The organism is uncultured Brevundimonas sp. (assembly GCF_963974615.1).
Lineage (GTDB): Bacteria > Pseudomonadota > Alphaproteobacteria > Caulobacterales > Caulobacteraceae > Brevundimonas.
In genome coordinates this window covers 159895-179976 of sequence record NZ_CAXBDH010000004.1, presented here as the reverse complement: position 1 = coordinate 179976, position 20082 = coordinate 159895, and the positions used below count along the sequence as shown (strand labels likewise).

At 65.5% G+C, this 20082-nt stretch carries 16 protein-coding genes and 1 riboswitch; of the genes, 4 read left to right on the top strand and 12 right to left on the bottom strand.

Going from position 1 to position 20082, the window contains the following annotated elements; all coding sequences use genetic code 11:
• Positions 1-6: 6 nt before the first annotated feature.
• From narJ to AAC050_RS04110, 5 genes are read right to left on the bottom strand one after another with little or no spacing between them, the layout of a single operon-like run.
• Positions 7-717 (bottom strand): nitrate reductase molybdenum cofactor assembly chaperone, encoded by a 711-nt coding sequence (gene narJ / locus AAC050_RS04130; RefSeq protein WP_339913790.1) that lies wholly within the window; start codon positions 715-717, stop codon positions 7-9.
• Between the two features lie 2 nt (positions 718-719).
• Positions 720-2243, bottom strand: a complete 1524-nt coding sequence (narH, locus tag AAC050_RS04125; protein ID WP_339913789.1) for a nitrate reductase subunit beta — start codon at positions 2241-2243, stop codon at positions 720-722.
• Positions 2240-5983 (bottom strand): nitrate reductase subunit alpha, encoded by a 3744-nt coding sequence (locus tag AAC050_RS04120; RefSeq protein WP_339913788.1) that lies wholly within the window; start codon positions 5981-5983, stop codon positions 2240-2242. Before AAC050_RS04120 ends, narH begins: the two co-directional genes overlap by 4 nt.
• 2 nt (positions 5984-5985) lie before the next feature.
• Positions 5986-7380, bottom strand: a complete 1395-nt coding sequence (locus AAC050_RS04115) for an MFS transporter (protein ID WP_339913787.1) — start codon at positions 7378-7380, stop codon at positions 5986-5988.
• A gap of 12 nt (positions 7381-7392) precedes the next feature.
• Positions 7393-8736: a nitrate/nitrite transporter gene (locus AAC050_RS04110; protein WP_339913786.1), complete on the bottom strand. Its 1344-nt coding sequence runs from the start codon at positions 8734-8736 to the stop codon at positions 7393-7395.
• 301 nt (positions 8737-9037) lie between these two features.
• On the opposite strand from AAC050_RS04110, the gene AAC050_RS04105 reads away from it, so the two are divergent.
• Positions 9038-9817, top strand: a complete 780-nt coding sequence (locus AAC050_RS04105) for a cyclic nucleotide-binding domain-containing protein (protein WP_339913802.1) — start codon at positions 9038-9040, stop codon at positions 9815-9817.
• Here AAC050_RS04105 and moaA read toward each other — a convergent pair whose 3' ends face one another.
• Positions 9818-10810, bottom strand: coding sequence for a GTP 3',8-cyclase MoaA (moaA, locus tag AAC050_RS04100; protein WP_339913785.1), 993 nt, complete (start codon positions 10808-10810; stop codon positions 9818-9820).
• Positions 10800-10936: riboswitch (molybdenum cofactor riboswitch) on the bottom strand. (Overlaps the previous gene by 11 nt.)
• Before the next feature lie 161 nt (positions 10937-11097).
• Here moaA and modA point away from each other — a divergent pair.
• From modA to modC, 3 genes are read left to right on the top strand one after another with little or no spacing between them, the layout of a single operon-like run.
• Positions 11098-11922, top strand: coding sequence for a molybdate ABC transporter substrate-binding protein (gene modA, locus AAC050_RS04095; RefSeq protein WP_339913784.1), 825 nt, complete (start codon positions 11098-11100; stop codon positions 11920-11922).
• Complete coding sequence (gene modB / locus AAC050_RS04090) at positions 11919-12614, top strand: molybdate ABC transporter permease subunit (protein WP_339913783.1); 696 nt, start codon at positions 11919-11921, stop codon at positions 12612-12614. The genes modA and modB overlap by 4 nt, the downstream gene beginning before the upstream one ends.
• Positions 12614-13678 (top strand): molybdenum ABC transporter ATP-binding protein, encoded by a 1065-nt coding sequence (modC, locus tag AAC050_RS04085; RefSeq protein ID WP_339913782.1) that lies wholly within the window; start codon positions 12614-12616, stop codon positions 13676-13678. The genes modB and modC overlap by 1 nt, the downstream gene beginning before the upstream one ends.
• Positions 13679-13684: 6 nt before the next feature.
• Here the strand turns inward: modC and AAC050_RS04080 are convergent, their stop codons facing one another.
• Genes AAC050_RS04080 through AAC050_RS04055 form a run of 6 tightly spaced genes read right to left on the bottom strand, consistent with a single transcriptional unit; the run spans position 13685 to position 19943 of the window.
• Positions 13685-14869, bottom strand: a complete 1185-nt coding sequence (locus AAC050_RS04080) for an NnrS family protein (protein ID WP_339913781.1) — start codon at positions 14867-14869, stop codon at positions 13685-13687.
• On the bottom strand, positions 14866-15258 hold the full coding sequence (locus tag AAC050_RS04075; RefSeq protein WP_339913780.1) for a chorismate mutase: 393 nt from the start codon (positions 15256-15258) through the stop codon (positions 14866-14868). Before AAC050_RS04075 ends, AAC050_RS04080 begins: the two co-directional genes overlap by 4 nt.
• Positions 15255-16169: a U32 family peptidase gene (locus AAC050_RS04070; protein ID WP_339913779.1), complete on the bottom strand. Its 915-nt coding sequence runs from the start codon at positions 16167-16169 to the stop codon at positions 15255-15257. Before AAC050_RS04070 ends, AAC050_RS04075 begins: the two co-directional genes overlap by 4 nt.
• Positions 16166-17179: a peptidase U32 family protein gene (locus AAC050_RS04065; RefSeq protein WP_339913778.1), complete on the bottom strand. Its 1014-nt coding sequence runs from the start codon at positions 17177-17179 to the stop codon at positions 16166-16168. The genes AAC050_RS04070 and AAC050_RS04065 overlap by 4 nt, the downstream gene beginning before the upstream one ends.
• A complete protein-coding gene (locus AAC050_RS04060; RefSeq protein WP_339913777.1) occupies positions 17176-17700 on the bottom strand; it encodes an SCP2 sterol-binding domain-containing protein in 525 nt (174 codons plus the stop codon). Before AAC050_RS04060 ends, AAC050_RS04065 begins: the two co-directional genes overlap by 4 nt.
• Positions 17691-19943: an adenosylcobalamin-dependent ribonucleoside-diphosphate reductase gene (locus AAC050_RS04055; RefSeq protein WP_339913776.1), complete on the bottom strand. Its 2253-nt coding sequence runs from the start codon at positions 19941-19943 to the stop codon at positions 17691-17693. Before AAC050_RS04055 ends, AAC050_RS04060 begins: the two co-directional genes overlap by 10 nt.
• Between the last annotated feature and the right edge of the window lie 139 nt (positions 19944-20082).

Below are 20082 nucleotides of genomic sequence, written 5' to 3'. Positions count from 1 at the left end.
GATTCCTCACGCAGCCGCGCCGGAGCGGCGACTCTTTTCGGGGGGCGGGGCGGCGTTCATTGCGGACAGGATGGAATCGGCCTTGGGACAGCCGACCTCTCCCGGTCCGAAGCTGACGGCGGTTTCCTCCCAGGACTTGTCGAGGGCCTCGAGGTCGTCGGGGTCCTCGTCCGGTTCCTGCATCAGGGCCGCCACGGCGTCGGTATCGGGCACGGCATCGGCCAGGTTCGACAAGGCTCCGAAGACGGCGCGATACGGACTGTCGCGCTTGTGCAGTCGCTCGGTCAGGGCGGCCAGCACGTGGGCCCCTTCACCGAGCAGGGAGGCCGCTTCAGCGTCCGGCAGGGTGGACAGGAAGTCCAGGAAGACCGGCAGGTGATCCGGCAGCTCCTTGGCCGACAGCTCCAGCCCGTAGGAGGCGTAGAGCTCGACCAGGGCGGCCATGGCCTGACCCCGGTCCCGGCTTTCACCGTGGATGTGCTCGTACAGGTTCAACGACAGCGACCGAGTGCGGTCGAACAGCTGCACAAACCCCTCCTGCAGGTCATAGAGGTCGTCGTGTTCCAGCATCCCGGCCAGCTTCTCCAGCGAGCGGACGATCGGGTCAGGGACCAGGTCTTCGGCGCGGATGGCGTCGATGGCCTCGGGGGCGGCGGCCTTGATCTCAGCGGTCGGATAGCTGAGCATCAGGGCGAGGGCGCGATAGGTCAGGGCCATGATCAAGCCACCTCTGCTGTGGGTTTGGCGCGTGAGCGTTTGTCGGGCCCGAACAGGCCCAGCTCGGTCCGGCCGCCGGAGCAGCCGTTGCCGAAGGTGAAGCCGCAGCCGCCCCGGATATCGAAGGCGTTCTCGGCGGTCTCGCGGTGGACCGAGGGGATGACGAAACGGTCCTCGTAGTCGGCGATGGCCATGATCTTGAACATGTCGTCGATCTGGGCCGCGGTCAGACCGACCTTGGCCGCGAGGGTGTGGTCGATACGGCCGTCGATGGTCTTGGCCCGCATGTAGGCCCGCATGGCCAGCATCCGCTGAAGTGCCAGGGTAACCGGGGCCTCGACGCCTGCGGTCAGCAGGTTGGCGAGGTATTTGACCGGGATGCGCAGCTTGTTCACGTCCGGCATCTCGCCGTCCATTTCCAGCGCCCCGACAGCGGCTGCATTCTGGATCGGCGACAGCGGCGGGACGTACCAGACCATCGGCAGGGTCCGGTATTCGGGGTGGAGCGGGAAGGCGATCTTCCAGTCCATGGCCATCTTGTAGACCGGGCTGCGTTTGGCCCCCTCGATCCAGGCGTCGGGCACGCCGTCGGCCCTGGCCTGGGCGATCACCGCCGGATCGTGCGGATCCAGGAAGACGTCGAGCTGGGCCTGGTAGAGGTCCTTTTCGTCGACGCTCGCGGCCTCGCTGATGCGATCGGCGTCATAGAGCAGCACGCCCAGATAGCGGATGCGTCCGACGCAGGTCTCGGAACAGACGGTCGGCTGGCCGACCTCGATGCGCGGGAAGCAGAAGGTGCATTTCTCGGACTTGCCTGAGTCCCAGTTGTAGTAGATTTTCTTGTACGGGCAGGCCGAGACGCACATGCGCCAGCCGCGGCATTTGTCCTGGTCGATGAGGACGATGCCGTCCTCTTCCCGCTTGTAGATCGCGCCCGATGGGCAGGCCGCGACGCAGGTCGGATTCAGGCAGTGCTCGCACAGCCTGGGCAGGTACATCATGAAGGTGTTTTCGAACTCGCCGTACATCTCCTTTTCGATGTCGGCGAAATTGTAGTCCTTGGAGCGCTTGGCGAACTCGCCGCCAAGGATCTCCTCCCAGTTCGGACCCCACTCGATCTTCTCCATCCGCTGGCCGGTGATGGCCGAGCGCGGACGGGCAGTCGGGAAATGCTTCATCTCCGGTGCGTTCTGGAGATGGGCGTAGTCGAAGTCGAACGGCTCGTAATAGTCGTCGATCTCGGGCAGGTCCGGGTTGGCGAAAATCTTGGCCAGGATGCGCCATTTCGGGCCCATCCGCGGTTCGATGTCGCCGTTCTTCTTGCGCCGCCAGCCGCCGTTCCAGCGCTTCTGGTTTTCCCAGTCCTTGGGATAGCCGATGCCGGGCTTGGTCTCGACGTTGTTGAACCAGGCGTATTCGACGCCCTTGCGGCTGGTCCAGACGTTCTTGCAGGTGACGGAGCAGGTGTGACAGCCGATACATTTATCGAGGTTCAGCACCATGCCGATCTGGGCGCGGACCTTCATTGGGCTGGCTCCTTGGCTTGAGAGAAGTCGCCGAGCGGCTCGTCGAGCCAGTCGACCTTGGTCATCTTGCGGATGATCACGAACTCGTCGCGGTTCGAGCCGACGGTGCCGTAGTAGTTGAAGCCGTAGGACAGCTGGGCGTAGCCACCGATCATGTGCGTCGGCTTGGGCACGATCCGGGTGACCGAGTTGTGGATGCCGCCGCGCCGGCCGGTGATCTGGGACCCCGGCGTGTTCACGATCTTTTCCTGGGCGTGATACATGAAGGTGGTGCCTTCACGGATCCGCTGGGACACCACCGCCCGAGCCGTAATCGCCCCGTTGGCGTTGAACAGCTCGACCCAGTCATTGTCGACCACGCCGATACGGCGGGCATCCGTCTCCGAGATCCAGATGACCGGGCCGCCCCGATTCAGAGTCAGCATCATCAGATTGTCGGAATACGTTGAATGAATACCCCATTTCTGGTGTGGGGTAATGAAGTTCAGCGCGATTTCTGGCTCGCCGTTCGGCTTGAGGCCCTTGACCGACAGGGTCTTCATATCGAGCGGCGGACGATAGACGCACAGCGCCTCGCCGAAGGCCCGCATCCACAGGTGATCCTGATACAGCTGCTGGCGACCGGTCAGGGTGCGCCACGGAATCCGTTCGTGCACATTGGTGTAGTTGGCCGTGTAGCAGACGTGCTCGGACTCCAGACCTGACCAGATCGGCGAGGAGATGATCTTGCGCGGCTGGGCGACGAGGTCGCGGAACCGGATCTTCTCCTCCTCCTTGGGCAGGGCCAGATGGGTGTGGTCGCGGCCCGTCTGTTTGGACAGGGCAGCCCAGGCCTTGACGGCGACTTCACCGTTGGTTTCCGGGGCCATCATCAGCACGGCCTCGCAGGCGTCGACCACATCGTGGATCGAGGCCCGGCCCTGGGAAACGCCCTCTTCGAGGACCTCGCCGTTCAGGGCCCGCAGCAGCTCGACCTCGTGTTCGGTGTTCCAGGCCAGACCCTTGCCGCCATTGCCGATTTTTTCCATCAACGGACCGATGGAGGTGAACTGCTTGTAGAGGTTGGGATAGTCCCGCTCGACGATGGTGATCTGCGGCATGGTGCGGTTGGGGATCGGCTCGCATTCGCCTTTCCACCAGTCGTGCACCTCCGACGCCTGGGCCAGTTCGGCCGGGCTGTCGTGCTGGATCGGGGTGAGGACGACGTCCTTTTCGACGCCGAGCACTTCCGGGCAAACCTCCGAGAAGGTCTTGGCCAGACCGCGGAAGATGTCCCAGTCGCTGCGGGCTTCCCACGCCGGATCCACCGCCGCCGTCAGCGGGTGGATGAACGGGTGCATGTCCGAGGTGTTGAGGTCGTTCTTCTCGTACCAGGTGGCCGTCGGCAGGACGATGTCAGAATAGACGGCCGTGGTCGACATGCGGAAGTCCAGCGTGACCAGCAGGTCCAGCTTGCCCTCCGGAGCCTCCTCGCGCCACGTCACCTCGGTCGGCTTGACGCCGCCGGACTCGCCCAGGTCGAGGCCCTGGACACCGTGGCTCGCACCCAGCAGGTGTTTGAGGAAATACTCGTGCCCCTTGCCCGACGAACCGAGCAGGTTGGAGCGCCAGACGAACATGTTGCGCGGCCAGTTGGCCGGGTCGTCCGGGTCCATGCAGGACATTTCGAGCGACCGGTCTTTCAGCGCCTTGACCGTGTAGTCCTTCGGATCGACCCCGGCCTCGATGGCGTCACGGGCGACCTGGAGCGGATTGGTCTTCAGGGCCGGTGAGGACGGCAGCCAGCCCATGCGTTCGGCGCGGGCGTTGAAGTCGATCAACGAGCCCCCCCAGTCACCGGCGGGGGCCGTCGGCGACAGGATTTCGGCGGGCGTGACGGTCTCATAACGCCACTGATTGGTGTGGGCGTAGAAGAAGGAGGTCGAGTTCTGCTGGCGCGGCGGACGGTACCAGTCGAGGCTGAAGGCCACGGGGGCCCAGCCGGATTGCGGTCGCAGCTTTTCCTGGCCGACATAGTGGGCCCAGCCGCCGCCGGACTGACCGACGCAGCCGCACATGACCAGCATGTTGATGACCGCGCGATAGTTCATGTCCATGTGGAACCAGTGGTTCATCGCCGCGCCGATGATGACCATCGACTTGCCGTTGGTCTTTTCGGCATTGCCGGCGAACCCACGGGCCACAGCGATGATCTGGTCGCGCGGCACCGAGGTCATGGCCTCGCCCCAGGCGGGCGAATAGGGCTCCGGATCGTCGAAGTCCTTGGGCATGTGATCGCCGCCGAAGCCCTGGTCGACACCGTAGTTGGCGAGGAACAGGTCATAGACGCAGGCCACCAAGGCCTCGCCGTCCTTCAGCTTCATGCGCTTGACCGGCACGTTCCGGACGAGGACGTCGGGGTGGTCGCTGGAGGCGAAGCCGTTGGTGGCGGCGTTGGCGAAATAGGGGAAGCGGACGCCGACAACCTCGTCGTGGTCGTCCTTGAGGCCGAGACGCAGGCGGGTTTCCTTGCCGCCGGTTTCCTTCTCCTCAAGATTCCATTTGCCGTCCTCGCCCCAGCGGAAGCCGATGGAGCCGTTCGGCACCACCACCTTGCCGGTGTTTTCGTCGAGGGCGACGGTCTTCCATTCCGGATTGTTGGTCTCGCCCAGCGACTTGCTGAAGTCGGACGCACGCAGCTGGCGTTCGGCGACCAGGCCGCCGTCCTGCGGGACCAGGCGAACCAGCATGGGCAGGTCGGAATACTGGCGCAGGTAGTCGCGGAAATAGGGCACCTGCCGGTCGACGTGGAATTCCTTGAGGATCACGTGACCGAAGGCCATGCCCAGCGCCGCGTCGGTTCCCTGTTTCACTGCCAGCCAGAGGTCGGCGAATTTCGAGGCCTCGGAATAGTCGGGGCAGATGACCGCCGACTTGGCCCCGCGATAGCGGGCCTCGGTATAGAAATGGGCGTCGGGCGTGCGCGTCTGCGGTACGTTCGAGCCCCAGAGCAGCAGGAAGCCGGAGTTGAACCAGTCGGCCGATTCCGGCACGTCGGTCTGCTCGCCCCAGGTCTGGGGCGAGGCCGGCGGCAGGTCGCAGTACCAGTCATAGAATGAGCCGCAGACGCCGCCCATCAGCTGCAGGTAACGGGCCCCGGCGGCATAGGACAGCATCGACATGGCCGGGATCGGCGAGAAGCCGAACACCCGGTCCGGGCCCCAGGTCTTCACCGTATAGGCGTTGGCCGAGGCGATGATCTCATTGACCTCGTCCCACTCGGCGCGGACGAAGCCGCCCGAGCCGCGCATGCTGATGTAGTCGGCCCGTGCCGCCGGATCATTCTGGATTGAGGCCCAGGCCGCGACCGGGGGCAGGGTGGCGCGCGCCGCGCGCCAGTGCTTGAGCAGGCGCGAGCGGATCAGCGGGTATTTCACCCGGTTGGCGGAATACAGATACCAGCTGTAGCTGGCCCCGCGGGCGCAGCCGCGCGGCTCATGGTTCGGCAGGTCGGGGCGGGTGCGGGGATAGTCGGTCTGCTGGGTTTCCCAGGTGACGATCCCGCCCTTGACGTAGATCTTCCAGGAGCAGGAGCCCGTGCAGTTCACCCCATGGGTCGAGCGCACGATCTTGTCGTGCCGCCAGCGGTTTCGGTAGGCCTCTTCCCAAGTGCGGTCGTCGTCATTCATGACGCCGTGTTTGTCCGAGAACAGCTCGGTCTTGCGCGTGAAGAAGGCGAGGCGGTCGAGGGTATGGCTCATGATCAGACTGCCGCTTTGAGGGAGAGATTCAGGATCGAACGGGGCCGGGCGTAGTAGACCCAGTTGACGATCGCGCACGTCGCGTAGAAGGCGCAGAAGATGTAGAGGGCCGTCACCGGACCGCCCGTCGCCTTCATCGAGTTGGCAAAGGCCAGCGGGATGAAGAATCCGCCGTAGGCACCGAGGGCCGACGAGAAGCCGACGATGGCCGCGGATTCCAGTTCTGACTGTTTCAGGCGTTCACCCGGTGAAGCTTCGGGCATCAGGCGCGGCATGTCGGTCCGCACCAGGGCCGGGATCATCTGGAAGGTCGAGGCATTGCCCACGCCGGTCCAGAAGAACAGCCAGATGAAGCTGGCGAAGAACAGGTTGAAGGTCGGCTCAGCGCCAAAGGCACCGACGCTGTAGAGGACGCCCAGCACCCCTGCGATCAGGGCATAGAAGACGATCTGGGTGACGTTCTGGCCGCCCCAGCGATCCGAGACCCAGCCGGTCATCGCCCGTGACGCCGCGCCGACCAGGGGGCCGAGGAAGGCGATCTGCAGGATGTTGACGTCCGGAAACAGGGTCTTGCCCAGCAGGGGGAACGCTGCCGAGAAGCCGATGAAGGAGCCGAAGGTGCCGATGTAGAGGTAGCACATCAGCCAGTTGTGCTTGCGCTTGAAGATCACCGACTGGGTCTTGAAGGAGGCCTTGGCCGAGGTGATGTCGTTCATGCCGAACCAGGCGGCGGCGGCCGATGCCAGCAGGAAGGGGATCCAGACGAAGCCGGCGTTTTGCAGCCAGATCTGGCTCTCGACGCCCTTGTTGACGGCGATTTGGGGGGCACCGACGACGGGTGCGAACAGACCAAGCGTGATCACCAGCGGAACGGCGAACTGCATGACGCTGACGCCGAGATTGCCGAACCCGGCATTCAGCGCCAGGGAATTGCCCTTTTCAGCCTTCGGATAGAAGAAGCCGATGTTGGACATGGACGAGGCGAAATTGCCGCCCCCCAGTCCGCAGAGCAGCGCGAGCATGACGAACATCCAGTAGGGCGTATCGGGGTTCTGGACCGCCAGCCCGATCCCGAAGGCCGGGATGACCAGGGACAGTGTCGACAATGCCGTCCACCGGCGTCCGCCGAAGATGGGCACCATGAAGCTGTAGAAGATTCGCAGCGTCGCGCCCGAGAGCGCAGGGAGGGCCGCCAGCCAGAACAGCTGCGAGGTTTCGAACTTGAAGCCGATCAGCCCGAGCTTGGCCACAACCATCGACCAGACCATCCATACCGAGAAGGCCAGCAGGAGGTTGGGTACCGAGATCCAGAGATTCCGGGCGGCGATTTGCTTGCCGGTCGAGGCCCAGAAATCGGGATCTTCCGGACGCCAGTCGTTCAGAACATGACGGGACATGGGTGTCTTTCTCTAGCTCGAGCGAGGGGAGGCGGAGGCGGCAGCCCTGTCGGGACCGACGCCGGCCAGTTCGGGAAATTCGGGGAGGGTCGCCAGATCGGGGGCGCGACGGTGCTCCATCCGGCCTACGGCCAGGTGCATCCAGATCAGGGCCCCGGTGACCAGCAGGAACAGCAACATGAAGCAGCTGGTCCAGACGCCGGTCAGATCATTCAGGGCCCCGAAGGCGATCGGCATGATGAAGCCACCGAGGCCGCCGATCATCCCGACCAGACCGCCGACCGCGCCGACATGGTCGGGGTAGTAGACGGGGATGTGCTTGTAGACAGCGGCCTTGCCCAGGCTCATCGCGAAGCCCAGCACGAAGACCAGGACCGTGAAGGCCGGCAGGCTCAGGGCCAGTCTGAACTGGATCGGACCCTCAATACCGTCGACCACATAGGTCGTGGCCGGATAGGCGAGGATGAAGGCGCAAACGGCGCTGAGGGCGAAGGTCAGATACATGACCTTGCGCGCGCCGACCCGGTCCGACAGCCATCCGCCGAACACCCGGAACAGGGATCCAGGGATCGAATAGGCGGCGGCCAGCATGCCCGCTGCGCCGATACCCAGACCATAGGCACCGGTCAGGTAGTGGGGCAGCCACAGGGCCAGGGCCACAAACCCGCCGAAGACGAAGAAATAGTAGAGGGAGAAGCGCCAGACCCTGATGTCCTTAAGCGGGGCCAGCTGCATCCAGGCCGTAACCGGCTTCTGGCCCGAGCGGCGGCGTTCAACGACATCGGGTTCGTCACGGGTGAGCAGGAAGAACAGGACCGCGATGGCCAGCAGCACCGCTGCCCATATTTGCGCGACCGCCTCCCAGCCCATGGCCAGCATGACGAACGGAGCGGCAAACTTGGTTACAGCGGCACCGACATTGCCTGCGCCGAAGATGCCCAGGGCTGTGCCTTGCTGGTTGGGCGGGTAGAATTTCGAAACATAGGCGACGCCGACGGCGAAGGCTCCGCCCGCAAGACCGACCCCCAATGCCGCGATCAGAAACTGGCCATAGGTCTCGGCGTAGGACAGCAGGAATGTCGCTGCGGCGGCCAGGGTCATGACGATCAGATTGACGATGCGTCCGCCAAACTGACCGGTCCAGACGCCGAGAAAGATCCGTGACAGCGATCCGGTCAGGATCGGTGTGCCGACCAGAAGGCCGAACTGGGCCTCGGTCAGATTGAGGTCAGTCTTTATCTGGACGCCGATGATCCCGAAGATTGTCCAGACGGCAAAACAGGCTGTGAACGCGAAAGTGCTGACCCACAGGGCGGTTCTGGCCCCCGGGGCCGCGGATTCTGAAACGGGGACCATGCCGGCCATCTCCATCGAATGAGGCCGTCTATCGGCCCGTCTTCAATGGTTCTTATCCGGGAGAATTTCCGGGTTGTTTGATCTTGGTCAATTTGTCGAAGTTAGTTGCAGATTATTAGATGTATTTGATTGATAAGCGTAAGCAAAACGGCGTTGTTGTGGTTGGTGGTTGCTTATAGTCGGGGCTGGACTTGATGTTCGTCAAATGGTACGTCATTCAGCGTGGCGGCTGGGCTTGCGACGTTGATTCCATCAAGTAAGGCGGCGCGATCCTGACCCAGACCTGGAGTGCAATATGACTATGCGCGCGTCCGACCTCGACCGCGTCAAGGCGCTCCCCCTGTTCGCCAAATCTTCGCCCGAGGTCTTTCGGGACGTTACGGCGGGTGCATTTCTGCAGCGGTTTCCCGCAGGCACCACCCTGCTGATGGAAGGCGACACTGTCGACTTTCTCTATGTCCTGCTGGACGGGATGGTCGAACTCCAGGGCTCCTGGAAGGAGAAGGAGACCACCTTGGCGCTGTTGCGTCCGGTGTCGACCTTCATCCTTGCCGCCGTGGTTCTGGATGCCGACGCCCTGATGTCGGCACGCACCCTGGAGCGGTCAGAGATTCTGATGCTGTCAGGCGAGGCGCTTCGCCGCACGATGCGTCAGGACGCTGATTTCAGCTTCGCCGTGGCCCAGGAGTTGTCCGGCTGTTACCGCGGTCTGGTTCGCGCCGTGAAAAATCAGAAGCTGCGCGGCGGAGTCGAGCGGCTGGCCAACTATCTGATCACCCAGCGGGTACGTCAGGATATGGTCGAGACCCTTGTCCTGCCGCATGAGAAGCGGGTGCTGGCTTCCCTGCTGGGCATGACGCCGGAAAACTTGTCACGGGCCTTCGCCAGCCTAGCCAAGTACGGTGTGGTCGTGAAGGGGGGCGAGGTTACCCTGAGCCGCCCCGAGGCCTTGGAACGGCTGGCGCGCCCATCGCCATTGATCGACAATCACATGCCGCCCCGGGACGGGGTCGTCGGCAAGGCCGAGAGTGAGCGCTGGAGTTCGGCGACAGGTCGCAGCTGCGGCTACGTCTCGAGCTGATCAGCCGCCCAGCTGGGCCAGGTTTCGCAGATCCCCTGACAGGCCGCGGGCCAGCTGATGACCCTGGGCCTTGCCGGTCAGGGCTGAGACGATGCCGGCGGTCAGGGCCTCGCGGTCAGCGTCGTCCTGAAGCAGCTCGCGCAGATCGACGCCCCCGTCGCCGAACAGGCACAGACGCAGCTTGCCGCGTGCGGTGACCCGCAGCCGGTTGCAGCTGTCGCAGAATCCCGGAGCGTAGGGGGCGATCAGGCCGATGGACCCGGCATGATCAGGATGGCGGTATTCCAGCGCCGGCCCTGCGTCGAAAGTCCGCGCGCCCGGAGTCCAGCCGTTGTGGTCCAGCCAGTCGCGCAGGCCCTGGGCCTTCACGTGATGGCGGGCGAAATAGTCGTCATTGTCCGTGGTCTTCATCAGCTCGATGAAGCGGACAGATACCGGGCGGTCGCGGACAAACCGCGCCCAGTCATCGAAGCCCGCTTCGGCAGTCTGGCGCAGCAGGACGGCATTGACCTTTACCGCCGAAAACCCTTCGGCCACGGCCTGGTCCAGTCCGTTGAGCACCTGGTGCAGCCGGTCATGGCCGGTGATCTGATGGAAGGTCTCGGGGTTCAGCGAGTCGATACTGATGTTGATGTGGCTGAGGCCGGCGGCGCGCCAGTCGGCGACGTGTCGAGCCAGGTTCCAGCCATTGGTAGTTACGGCGACCTTGGCCACGCCGGGGGTGTTCGCGACCGTGGCGATGATGTCGTTGAAGTCCTTGCGAACGGACGGCTCACCGCCAGTCAGCCGAACCTTGCTGAGTCCCAGGTCTGAAAATCCGGCGACCAGCCGGCGAATTTCATCGACGGTCAGGAACGACAGCGGGCCGTCCTTTTTCCACCCGTTCGGCAGGCAGTAGGTGCAGCTGAAATTGCACACTTCCGTCACCGAGAGGCGAAGGTAGTGGAATCGGCGGCCAAAGCCGTCGACCGCGGGGGCGGCATCGAATGCCATGGAAGCTCCTTTCCAAATACGGGAGGCGAGGGGATTTCTCCCGTCGCCCTCGATCCTTGCGGATCCGGCTGAAAGGCCGTGGCGCGGATGCGCGGTAGGCCGGTCAGCTCGGAGCGAACTCACCCTGAGCCATAGCTGAACCGGACGCCATCTTCTTTGACGGGTCGTCTGAAAATGCTTGATGAAAGTCAAGATTGGTGACGACCGTCGTTGTGCGCCACGCTGGTCGGCCATGCTAGACAGGGGCGAGGGTCGAACAGGCCGGGGATGTGAGGAGGCCGTGTCCGATGAATGAGGCAGGTTCCGGCATGGGGCGCCGGCAATGGTTGATTCTGCTTGCGGCGGGAGTCCTGTCGGCCTGCGATTCCGGACGGTCGAGGAACGGTGCCCGGGTTGATGTGTTCGCGGCGGCCAGTCTGCGCGAGGTCATTGATGCCGCCGTCGCCAGCTACCGGCAGCTGACGGATCTGACGGTCCGGGTCACCTATGCGGGCAGCGCCCAGCTGGCCCGACAGATCGACCGGGGCGCGCCCGCTGATCTGTTCATTTCGGCCGATGAAGCGTGGATGGACTGGCTCGATGAACGCGAACTGATCGATGCGTCCGGGCGGCGCGATGTGGCCGCCAACAGTCTGGTGTTGATCTCTCCGGTTTCATCCCCCGCCGCCTCTGTGGACCTGACCTCCGGTACCGACCTTGTCACGCGGCTGGGCGAGGGACGGCTGGCCATCGCTGAGCCGGCCGTGCCCGCAGGCCGCTATGGGCAGGAGGCCCTGACCGCAATGAGCCTGTGGCCTGCGGTCAAGGACCGGCTGGCTCCCGGTGACAGTGTCCGTGCGGCCCTGGCCCTGGTCGCACGCGGGGAAGCGCCGTTGGGCGTGGTCTACGCGACCGATGCTCTCGCCGAGCCCCGGGTGCGGGTGCTGGCGACCTTTCCGGCTTCAAGCCATGCGCCGATCGTTTATTCGGCTGCGCCGGTCCAGCGTCTGGATGACTTCGGCAATCCTGCCGCCGCCGTGGCCTTTCTGAACTATCTGTCCGGTAATGAAGGTCAGGCCCTTTTCCGTCGCTTCGGGTTCGCGTCGCCTCCGACCGGGTCGACCTCGTCATGACCCCACTCAGTCCCGAAGAACTGCAGATCATCGGCCTGTCGTTGAAGGTGGCGCTGACGGCGACCCTGTTCAGCCTGCCGCCGGGGATCGCCCTGGCCTATCTGCTGTCGCGGTATGATTTTCCCGGCAAGGCGCTGGTCTCGGGTCTGACCCACCTGCCGTTGATCCTGCCGCCGGTGGTAACGGGCTATGCCCTGTTGCTGCTGTTCGGCCGCAACGGTCCGTTGGGTAGCTGGCTCGAGCCCATGGGTATCGTCTTTGCCTTTGACTGGACCGGTGCGGCGCTGGCGGCCGCAGTGATGGGTTTCCCCCTGCTGGTGCGGGCCGTCAGTCTGTCGTTCGACATGATCGATCCCAGGATCGAGCGGGTGGCCGAGACCCTCGGGGCGACACCCGCCGTCCGGTTCCTGACCGTCACCCTGCCATTGGCCCTGCCCGGAATCGCGGCCGGGATGGTGCTGGCCTTTGCCAAGGCGTTAGGCGAGTTCGGAGCCACCATCACCTTCGTCTCGAACATACCCGGCGAGACCCGTACCCTGCCTCTGGCGATCTACAGCCTGCTTCAGGTCCCGGGCGGTGAGGTAGTAGCGCTGAGACTGGTGCTGATTTCCGTCGCGGTGTCGATCGGGGCCCTGCTGGTCTCGGAATGGGTCGCACGGGCGGCGGCGCGTCGGGTCGGGAGGACAGTGTAATGCTGGAAGTCTCGGCCCATATCGCTCGCGGTGACTTCTCTCTCGAGGTCGGGTTTGCGAGCGACGCCCGCATCACCTGCCTGTTCGGCCGGTCGGGCTCCGGCAAAACCACCGTAGCTGAATTGGTCGCCGGTCTGATCCGGCCAAGCCGGGGCCGGGTGGCCCTGGCCGGAGAGCCGCTGTTCGACAGTGAGGCCAGTGTGTCGATCCCGACCTGGAGGCGGCGGATCGGCTATGTGTTTCAGGACGTCCGACTGTTCCCGCACATGACCGTGCGGGACAATCTGCTTTATGGCGCGCGCCGGGCCGGGGATACCCGTCCGGAGTTGGATCAGACGACGGCCCTGCTGGGGCTCGAGGGTCTGCTTGAGCGTCGTCCGGGATCCCTGTCCGGCGGCGAGGCCCGTCGCGTGGCGATCGGACGGGCCCTGCTGACCCGGCCGCGCCTGCTGATCCTGGACGAGCCCCTGGCCGGACTGGACGGTGCGCGGCGCGGTGATCTGTTGCCGTATCTCGATCGTCTGGCCCAGGATGGACCGCCCATCCTCTACGTCAGCCATGCCGTCGACGAGGTGGCGCGTCTGGCCGACCGGGTGGTGCTGGTCGGCGAAGGCCGGGCCATTGAAGCGGGACCTCCGGACATGGCCTTCGATCGCCCGGAGGCCGAGGCCGCCGCCGGGTTGAGCGCGCCGCTATCGATCCTCAACGGCCGCGTGATCACGCACGATCCGGCGGGAAACGCGACCCGCATAGACCTCGCTGGAACCTCGTTTCTGTCACCGCTTCTGGACGTCGCGCCGGGTGAACGGGTGCGGGTTATCGTTGACGCCCGCGACGTCGCCCTGGCCCTGACCGACCCGGTCGGTGCCAGTTTCCAGAACCGGCTGCCGATGCGAGTCGCCGCGCTCGAGGCCCGCCCTGACGGCGTTCTGGTACGGCTTAAGGCGGGCGAGCTGCGACTGAAGGCGTTGGTGACCCGGCAGGCGGTTGAACAACTGGCCCTGGAACCGGGCCGGTGGGTGATCGCCCTGGTCAAGGCGACGGCTTCAGCGCGCTATGCCTGATGGTGATCAGGCCTTGCCCAACCTTGGGGTCAGCAGCATCGGGCCGTAGCCGACGACAAAGGCCAGGAAGGCCGCGGACCAGAGCCCGACCGAGACAATCAGCAGGGGATGGTAGGCGGATGGCACCAAGCCGCCCACCACGCGGGTCAGGGCTGCGGCGTTGATCAGTCCATAGATCACGATCTCGATGGTGCCGGAGGTCAACGGTCGTCCGGTATGACCCCGGGCGGAACGGGTCATGACAGCCAGGGTCATCACGCCAATGGCTCCCGCGGTCAGGGCATGGACACCCACGGAGGGCAGGACATGAGCTGGCATCCCGACCGACAGCCCCAGCAGCACCAGACCCGAAGCCAGCCACAGATAGCCGAGGTGAAGGATCCACACGAGCGGTTCGGCCAGGGTCGCCATGCCACGCCAGCGGGCCAGCCGGATCAGGTTCAACACTCCCGCAGTTAGCAGGGTCGCACCCGCCGCCGGATGCGTCGGGGCGAAGCTCCAGGCAACCAGTCCAGCCGTCGTGACGATCAAGGTTATCATGTCGAAACGGCCGGTGACCGCCGGAAGCGGGCCACCACGCTTGAGCTGCCAGTTACGGGTGAAACTGGGCGTGACCCGCCCGCCAATCAACGCGATCAGCAGGGTCACGACGGCCAGACCCAGGCGGGTCGACAGATTGGCGACGCCGCCGGCACCGGCTTCGAGATGGAAACCCGCGTTGGCGAGTGCCAGCACGGTAACCATTATTGCGACAGGGATATTGCGCCAGTTGCGTCCGGTCAGGACCTCGCGCCAGATGACTCCGGCCATGGCGAACAGGAACAAGCTGTCGATCACTGCGGGCCAGGCCGCTGCGGCGGCGTCCGCATTCAGCGCGACCGTCAGCATGGCGGCCCGTCCCGCCAGCCACAGGCTGAACAGCAGGGCCAGCGGCCAGCCGACCACCGGTAACCTGCCGGTCCAGTTGGGCACGGCGGTCAGCAGGAAGCCGACGATGATCCCGCCCGCGTAGCCGAACAGCATCTCATGGACGTGCCAGCCCAGCCCCACCGGTCCACCGCTGAGGAAGGCGTAGACCCAGAGCGGCGCGGCGATCGCCGACCACAGGGCAGAGAACAGGTAAAAGGGGCGTAGACCGACGCTGAAGAGGGCAGGCCCGCGATAGGCGCGGATGGCGGCGGCAGTGCTCATGATGGGTTCCGTACGGCTGACCCGCCCTGCATAGGCGATGTGCCGCGAGATGAACTTGACGGACTTCCGGCCGCGTACTGCCCTTCGTCAAGGCGAGCAGCGCTCCCGACTTCCTGACGCAGCAGAGACTGCTGGGTCTGGGCCGAACGCTCCAGCAGTTCGCGCCACACCGGAGTGGCCACGGCCTCGTCGAGCCCATAGCGGTGCGCAGCGGCGCGAATACGGTCGAGGATGACGACGATCCGCTGCGGATCCCGGATCGCGTCCGGATCCCGTTTGAGGCGGGCTATCTGCATGACTTCGCGTTGCCGCGCGGCCATGAGCCGCACCAGAATGGCGTCAATCCGGTCGATCCGGGCTCGCCGCGCCGCAAGTTCGTCGGTGCTCACAGTGCCGACCGTTCGCCGATGGCGCGGGCACCCGCAGCGCCATGCAGATAGCCGCTGACCAGGGGGCCAGGCGGACCCAGCGCCTCGATGCGACAGGCCAGTTCGTCTGTGGTGATGTTTCCGTCCGCATAGACCCGGAACGCTTCGACCACGGCGACCATGTCGAGCGTATGCGGCGACAGGCGCAATGCTGAAATGCCAGCCGCCGTCAGGGCCTCGATCGGGACATCGACCAGCTGACATCCATGCGACAGGGTCTGCAAACCGTTCACCGCGAGGAAGGTCTGGCCCTCGATCGTGGCCACATCCATGCCGTCGGGGTGGCGGTCGCAGACGTAGCGGCAGGCGTCCCGGTGCAGGCCTTCCATTCGGGCTTGGGCGCAGCGGCTCGACAGCGCCAGCGGCAACCGGCCGAAGGCAAACAGCTCCAGGGTCAGTTCGGGGCAGGCCCGGGCGATCTCGGTGATCGAGGACAGGGGGAGTTCAACGTTGGCGCACAAACGCACACAGCCCATTCGGGCCAGTTCGACCGCTGCGGGCGCGCTGTAGACGTTCAGCAACGGCCCGGCGACGAAGGGGGCGGGAGCCCGGCTCCAGACCGCCGACATGTCTCCCGCCTCAATCAGATGATCGGGGTCGGCGGCCAGGTCCGCCGCCAGCCGGCGCTCCCTCGGCGTGGCCGGCAGGGCGAGCGTGGACCAGATCACGGTCTTGCCGGCGTCCTCCAGTCGCCCGGCCGCCCGGACCAGGGCGTTCTGGAGCAGGGGCTGACGCTTTCCGCAGACCACCTCGCCGAGATAGACGGTCGCGACCGGGGCCTCGTCGGCAATCCGGGCATAGAAGGTTTCGACCCGGTCCGCGGCCCAATTGAACAGCAGCGGCCCGATCGCCAGTTCCATTGGCCCGCTCATCGCCAGCGCTTCCGGTAGGCACCCGTCGTCTCGCGCGCGCCTTCGGCGAGGTCGTTCAACAGGGACTCATAGGGGGCCGGGGATTCGCCGCGGCCAAGGGCATCGATGGCGGCGCGGAAGGCGGCGGTGACACGCGCCACATAGGCTCTCCCCCTCTGGCGGCCCTCGATCTTGACGGCGGTGACCCCGGCACCGGCCAGACCGGCCAGCAGACTCATGGCGTTCAGACTGACCGGATCCTCGAACAGATAGCCGGCCTCGTCCGACGTGCCACCGCGGAACCGGCCCTTGCACAGGGTTGGATAGCCGCCGGCTTCGCCCGCCGGCAGGCGATCGACGGCGAATCCGGACAGCCGGGTGGTGCGTTCGCCGTCGGCCTCGCTGAAGCTGACCGCCTCGGGCGGGGAACAGACTCCCGACAGGTTGGGCGAGCGTCCCGAGGCATAGGACGACAGGGCGCAGCGGCCTTCGGCCATGACGCACAGGCCGCCGTAGACGAAGGCCTCGGTCTCGACGCTGATCTCTCGCTGCAGGACCTTGATCTCCTCGACGCTGAGGACGCGCGGCAGGACGATGCGTTTCGCCCCGTATTCACGCGCGTAGAAGGCAATCGCCTCCGGCGTACCCGCAGCGGCCTGAACCGACAGGTGCAGTCGGGTGTTGGGATGATTAGTGCGCATGTGTGACAGCACGGCCAGGTCCGCGGCGATGATGGCATCCACACCCGCCATGGCCGCTGCGTCGGCCGAGGCGCGCCACAGGTCGGTGGCGTCCGCCCGGGCGAAGGTGTTGAGCGCCAGCAGGACCCGGACTCCGCGTTCATGGGCCCAGTCTGTCGCCGTCCGGAGTTCCTCAGGCGAGAAGTTCAGGCCCGGGAAATTGCGCGCATTGGTCTCGTCGCGGAAGCCGCAATAGACACTGTCGGCTCCGGCCTCGACCGCGGCCTTCAGCATGGCCGGCGACCCGGCCGGGCAGACCAGTTCAAGCGCCGGGACCGCCGCGGCGATCATGCCGCCCCCCCCGGTTCGCGCCAGCGACGGGCGATCGACAGCACGGTCTGCAGCGGTGGATCAAACCGTCGCGGCAGGCCCAGGATGTCCGCCATTGTCAATTCCGATGCCTCCAGCGCATTGTGCAGAGTCAGGATGGCGGCGGTGTCGCCGTCGACATCGATGCAGCGCTGGAAGAAGGCCCCATCGGCGTCGCCGCGCCCGTCAAACAGGGCCAGAAGCGTCAGCAATGGACCGCTGATGCGCGCCGAGGCTTCGCCGGCATCGTCGTTCGGACGCACTACCCGGATGGACCCGGTTTCGCCGTCCGGTCGCATCTCGAAGGCGACGGGCAGGTCCACGGGGGTGATCCGGATCGTGGCATCGCGGACCGAACCCAACCGGTCGAACGCCTCGGGCTGGCGACGGGCGATACTGCGAAGGGAGGCCGTCAGCAGAATCTCGACCGGCCGCCGGGCGCGATAGAAGACCTCCGTCCAGGGGCGGCGGGACGGCGAGCGACGCAGAGGCGCTATCCGCATCGGGAATAGCCGCAGTCGAGACAGCTGTCGCAACCCTCCTTGCGCACCAGTCCGGGCGTGCCGCATCGCGGGCAGGCTGAAGGTGCGCGCGCGACGGTCGGTGCCGTTTCGACCACAGGGGAGGGGGCGGCCGGATGCGTCGTGTCTCCGGTCGGCAGTCCCAGATGACGTTCGATTACCGCGCCGATGGCCGCCGGCAGCGACGGCGTATAGCTCCCGTCCATCCAGGCTCCACCGCCGGGATCGAACACGGCCTTCAATTCCTCAGCCACAAAGCTGACGTCACCGCCGCGTCGGAACACCGCTGAAACCATCCGGGTCAGGGCCACGGTCCACGCATAGTGGGCCATGTTCTTGGAGTTGACGAAGATCTCGAACGGTCGCCGTTCGCCGCCGTCCTCATCTTCGGAGTCATTGATGGTGACGTAGACGGCATGCGCGTCCAGTGGCCAGCGCACCTTGTAGGTCGCCCCCTCGAGTCGCGGCGGCCTTGGAGTCAGGACCGGTCCGTCGGGCGGAGGCGGTAGCGTAGTTTGCGGCTCCACGCTCAGCACGGACCCCGTGATGGCGTTGGGCCGATAGGTCGTCAGCCCCTTGCAGCCCATACGGTACCCCTGGCGATAGACATGGGAAAAGGCGTCGAAGGGGATGTCTTCAGGGCAGTTGATGGTTTTGGAGATCGAGCTGTCGATCTGCTTCTGGGCCGCCGCCTGCATGCGCAGATGGTGTTCGGGGGTCAGGGTCTGGGCGCTGACGAAGGCATTGCCCGGTGCGCTCTCCAAGGGCGCATCCGCCCCCTTGAGCCGGTGCCACAGGGACAGGGCATAGTCCTCGACGGCTTCTTCGCGTTTGCTGCCGTCCGGCTGCAAGACCTTGCGATTATAGGCGAAGGCGAACACCGGCTCGATGCCCGACGAAACGTTGCCGGCCAGCAGGGAGGTCGTGCCGGTCGGTGCAATCGAGGTCAGGCAACCGTTGCGCAGGCCGTGGCGGGCGATCAGCTCACGGGTTTCGGGATCCAGTCCGGCCAGGTTGGGTTGCTCCAGCATGATTGGGTCGTAAAGCGGGAAGGGGCCCTTCTCGGCCGCCAGTTCGGCCGAGGCGCGATAGGCTTCCCGCCGGATCACACCCAGCCAGCGTTCGGTCAGGGCGACGGCCTGGTCCTCGCCGTAGCGCGCCCCGCAGAAGATCAGGGCGTCAGCCAGTCCGGTCACGCCAAGGCCGATGCGACGCTTGGCCTTGGCCTCGGCGTCCTGGGCGGGCAGGGGGAAGCGCGAGATGTCAATGACATTGTCCAGCATCCGGACCGCGGTGCGGGTCAGGAGACCAAGTTCCTCCTCATCCATGGCGGCACCCGCTTCGAACGGGGCAGTCACCAGCCGGGCCAGGTTGAGCGATCCCAGCAAACAGGCTCCGTAGGGCGGCAGCATCTGCTCGCCACACGGGTTGGACGCCGAGATTGTCTCGCAGTGGGCCAGGTTGTTGGCCGCGTTGACCCGGTCGATGAAGATCACCCCCGGCTCGGCGGCGTCATAGGTGGCGCGCATCAGCCGGTTCCACAGGTCCGTGGCCCGGACGGTGCGGCGGACCTTGCCCTCGAAGAGCAGCGGCCAGTCGGCATCGGCATCCAGCGCCGCCATGAAGGCGTCTGTGACCAGTACCGACAGATTGAAATTCCGGAACCGGGTGGCATCGCGCTTGGCATTGATGAAGGCTTCGATGTCCGGGTGATCGATCCGCAGACAGCCCATCATGGCACCGCGCCTCTGGCCGGCCGACATGATGGTGCGGCACATCGAGTCCCAGACATCCATGAAGCTGAGCGGCCCCGAGGCCTCGGCCCCGACCCCTCGAACCGGCGCGCCGGACGGTCGGACGGTCGAGAAATCCATGCCGACCCCGCCGCCCTGCTGCATGGTCACCGCCGCTTCGCGCAGGTGCTGGAAGATGCCATCCAGATCGTCCGGCACCGTGCCCATGACGAAGCAGTTGAACAGGGTCACCGCCCGACCGGTGCCCGCGCCGGCGATGATCCGGCCGGCGGGCAGGAAGCGATACCCTTCCAGCGCCTCGCGAAAGCGCGTCCGCCAGCGTCCGCGTGACTTGGCGGGCTCGGCCTCGGCCAGGGCCGTGGCGACCCGGTCCCAGGTGGCTTCGACGGTCTTGTCGCCCTCGCCGTCGACCGGCCGAAAGCGATATTTGCTGCTCCAGATTTCTCCGGCCAGCGGACTGTCGAACGCCATGTCTGTCCCCCTTGAAAACGAAGGTCAGACTCGGTGATTCCCTGCGGCGCGCGGAAGGCGCGCGGGCGTGTCGCAGGCGAAGATTACCATCAAGGCAGGGCTTGACCGGTATCAAGTGGAGGGCAGTGCGAACGTGTCC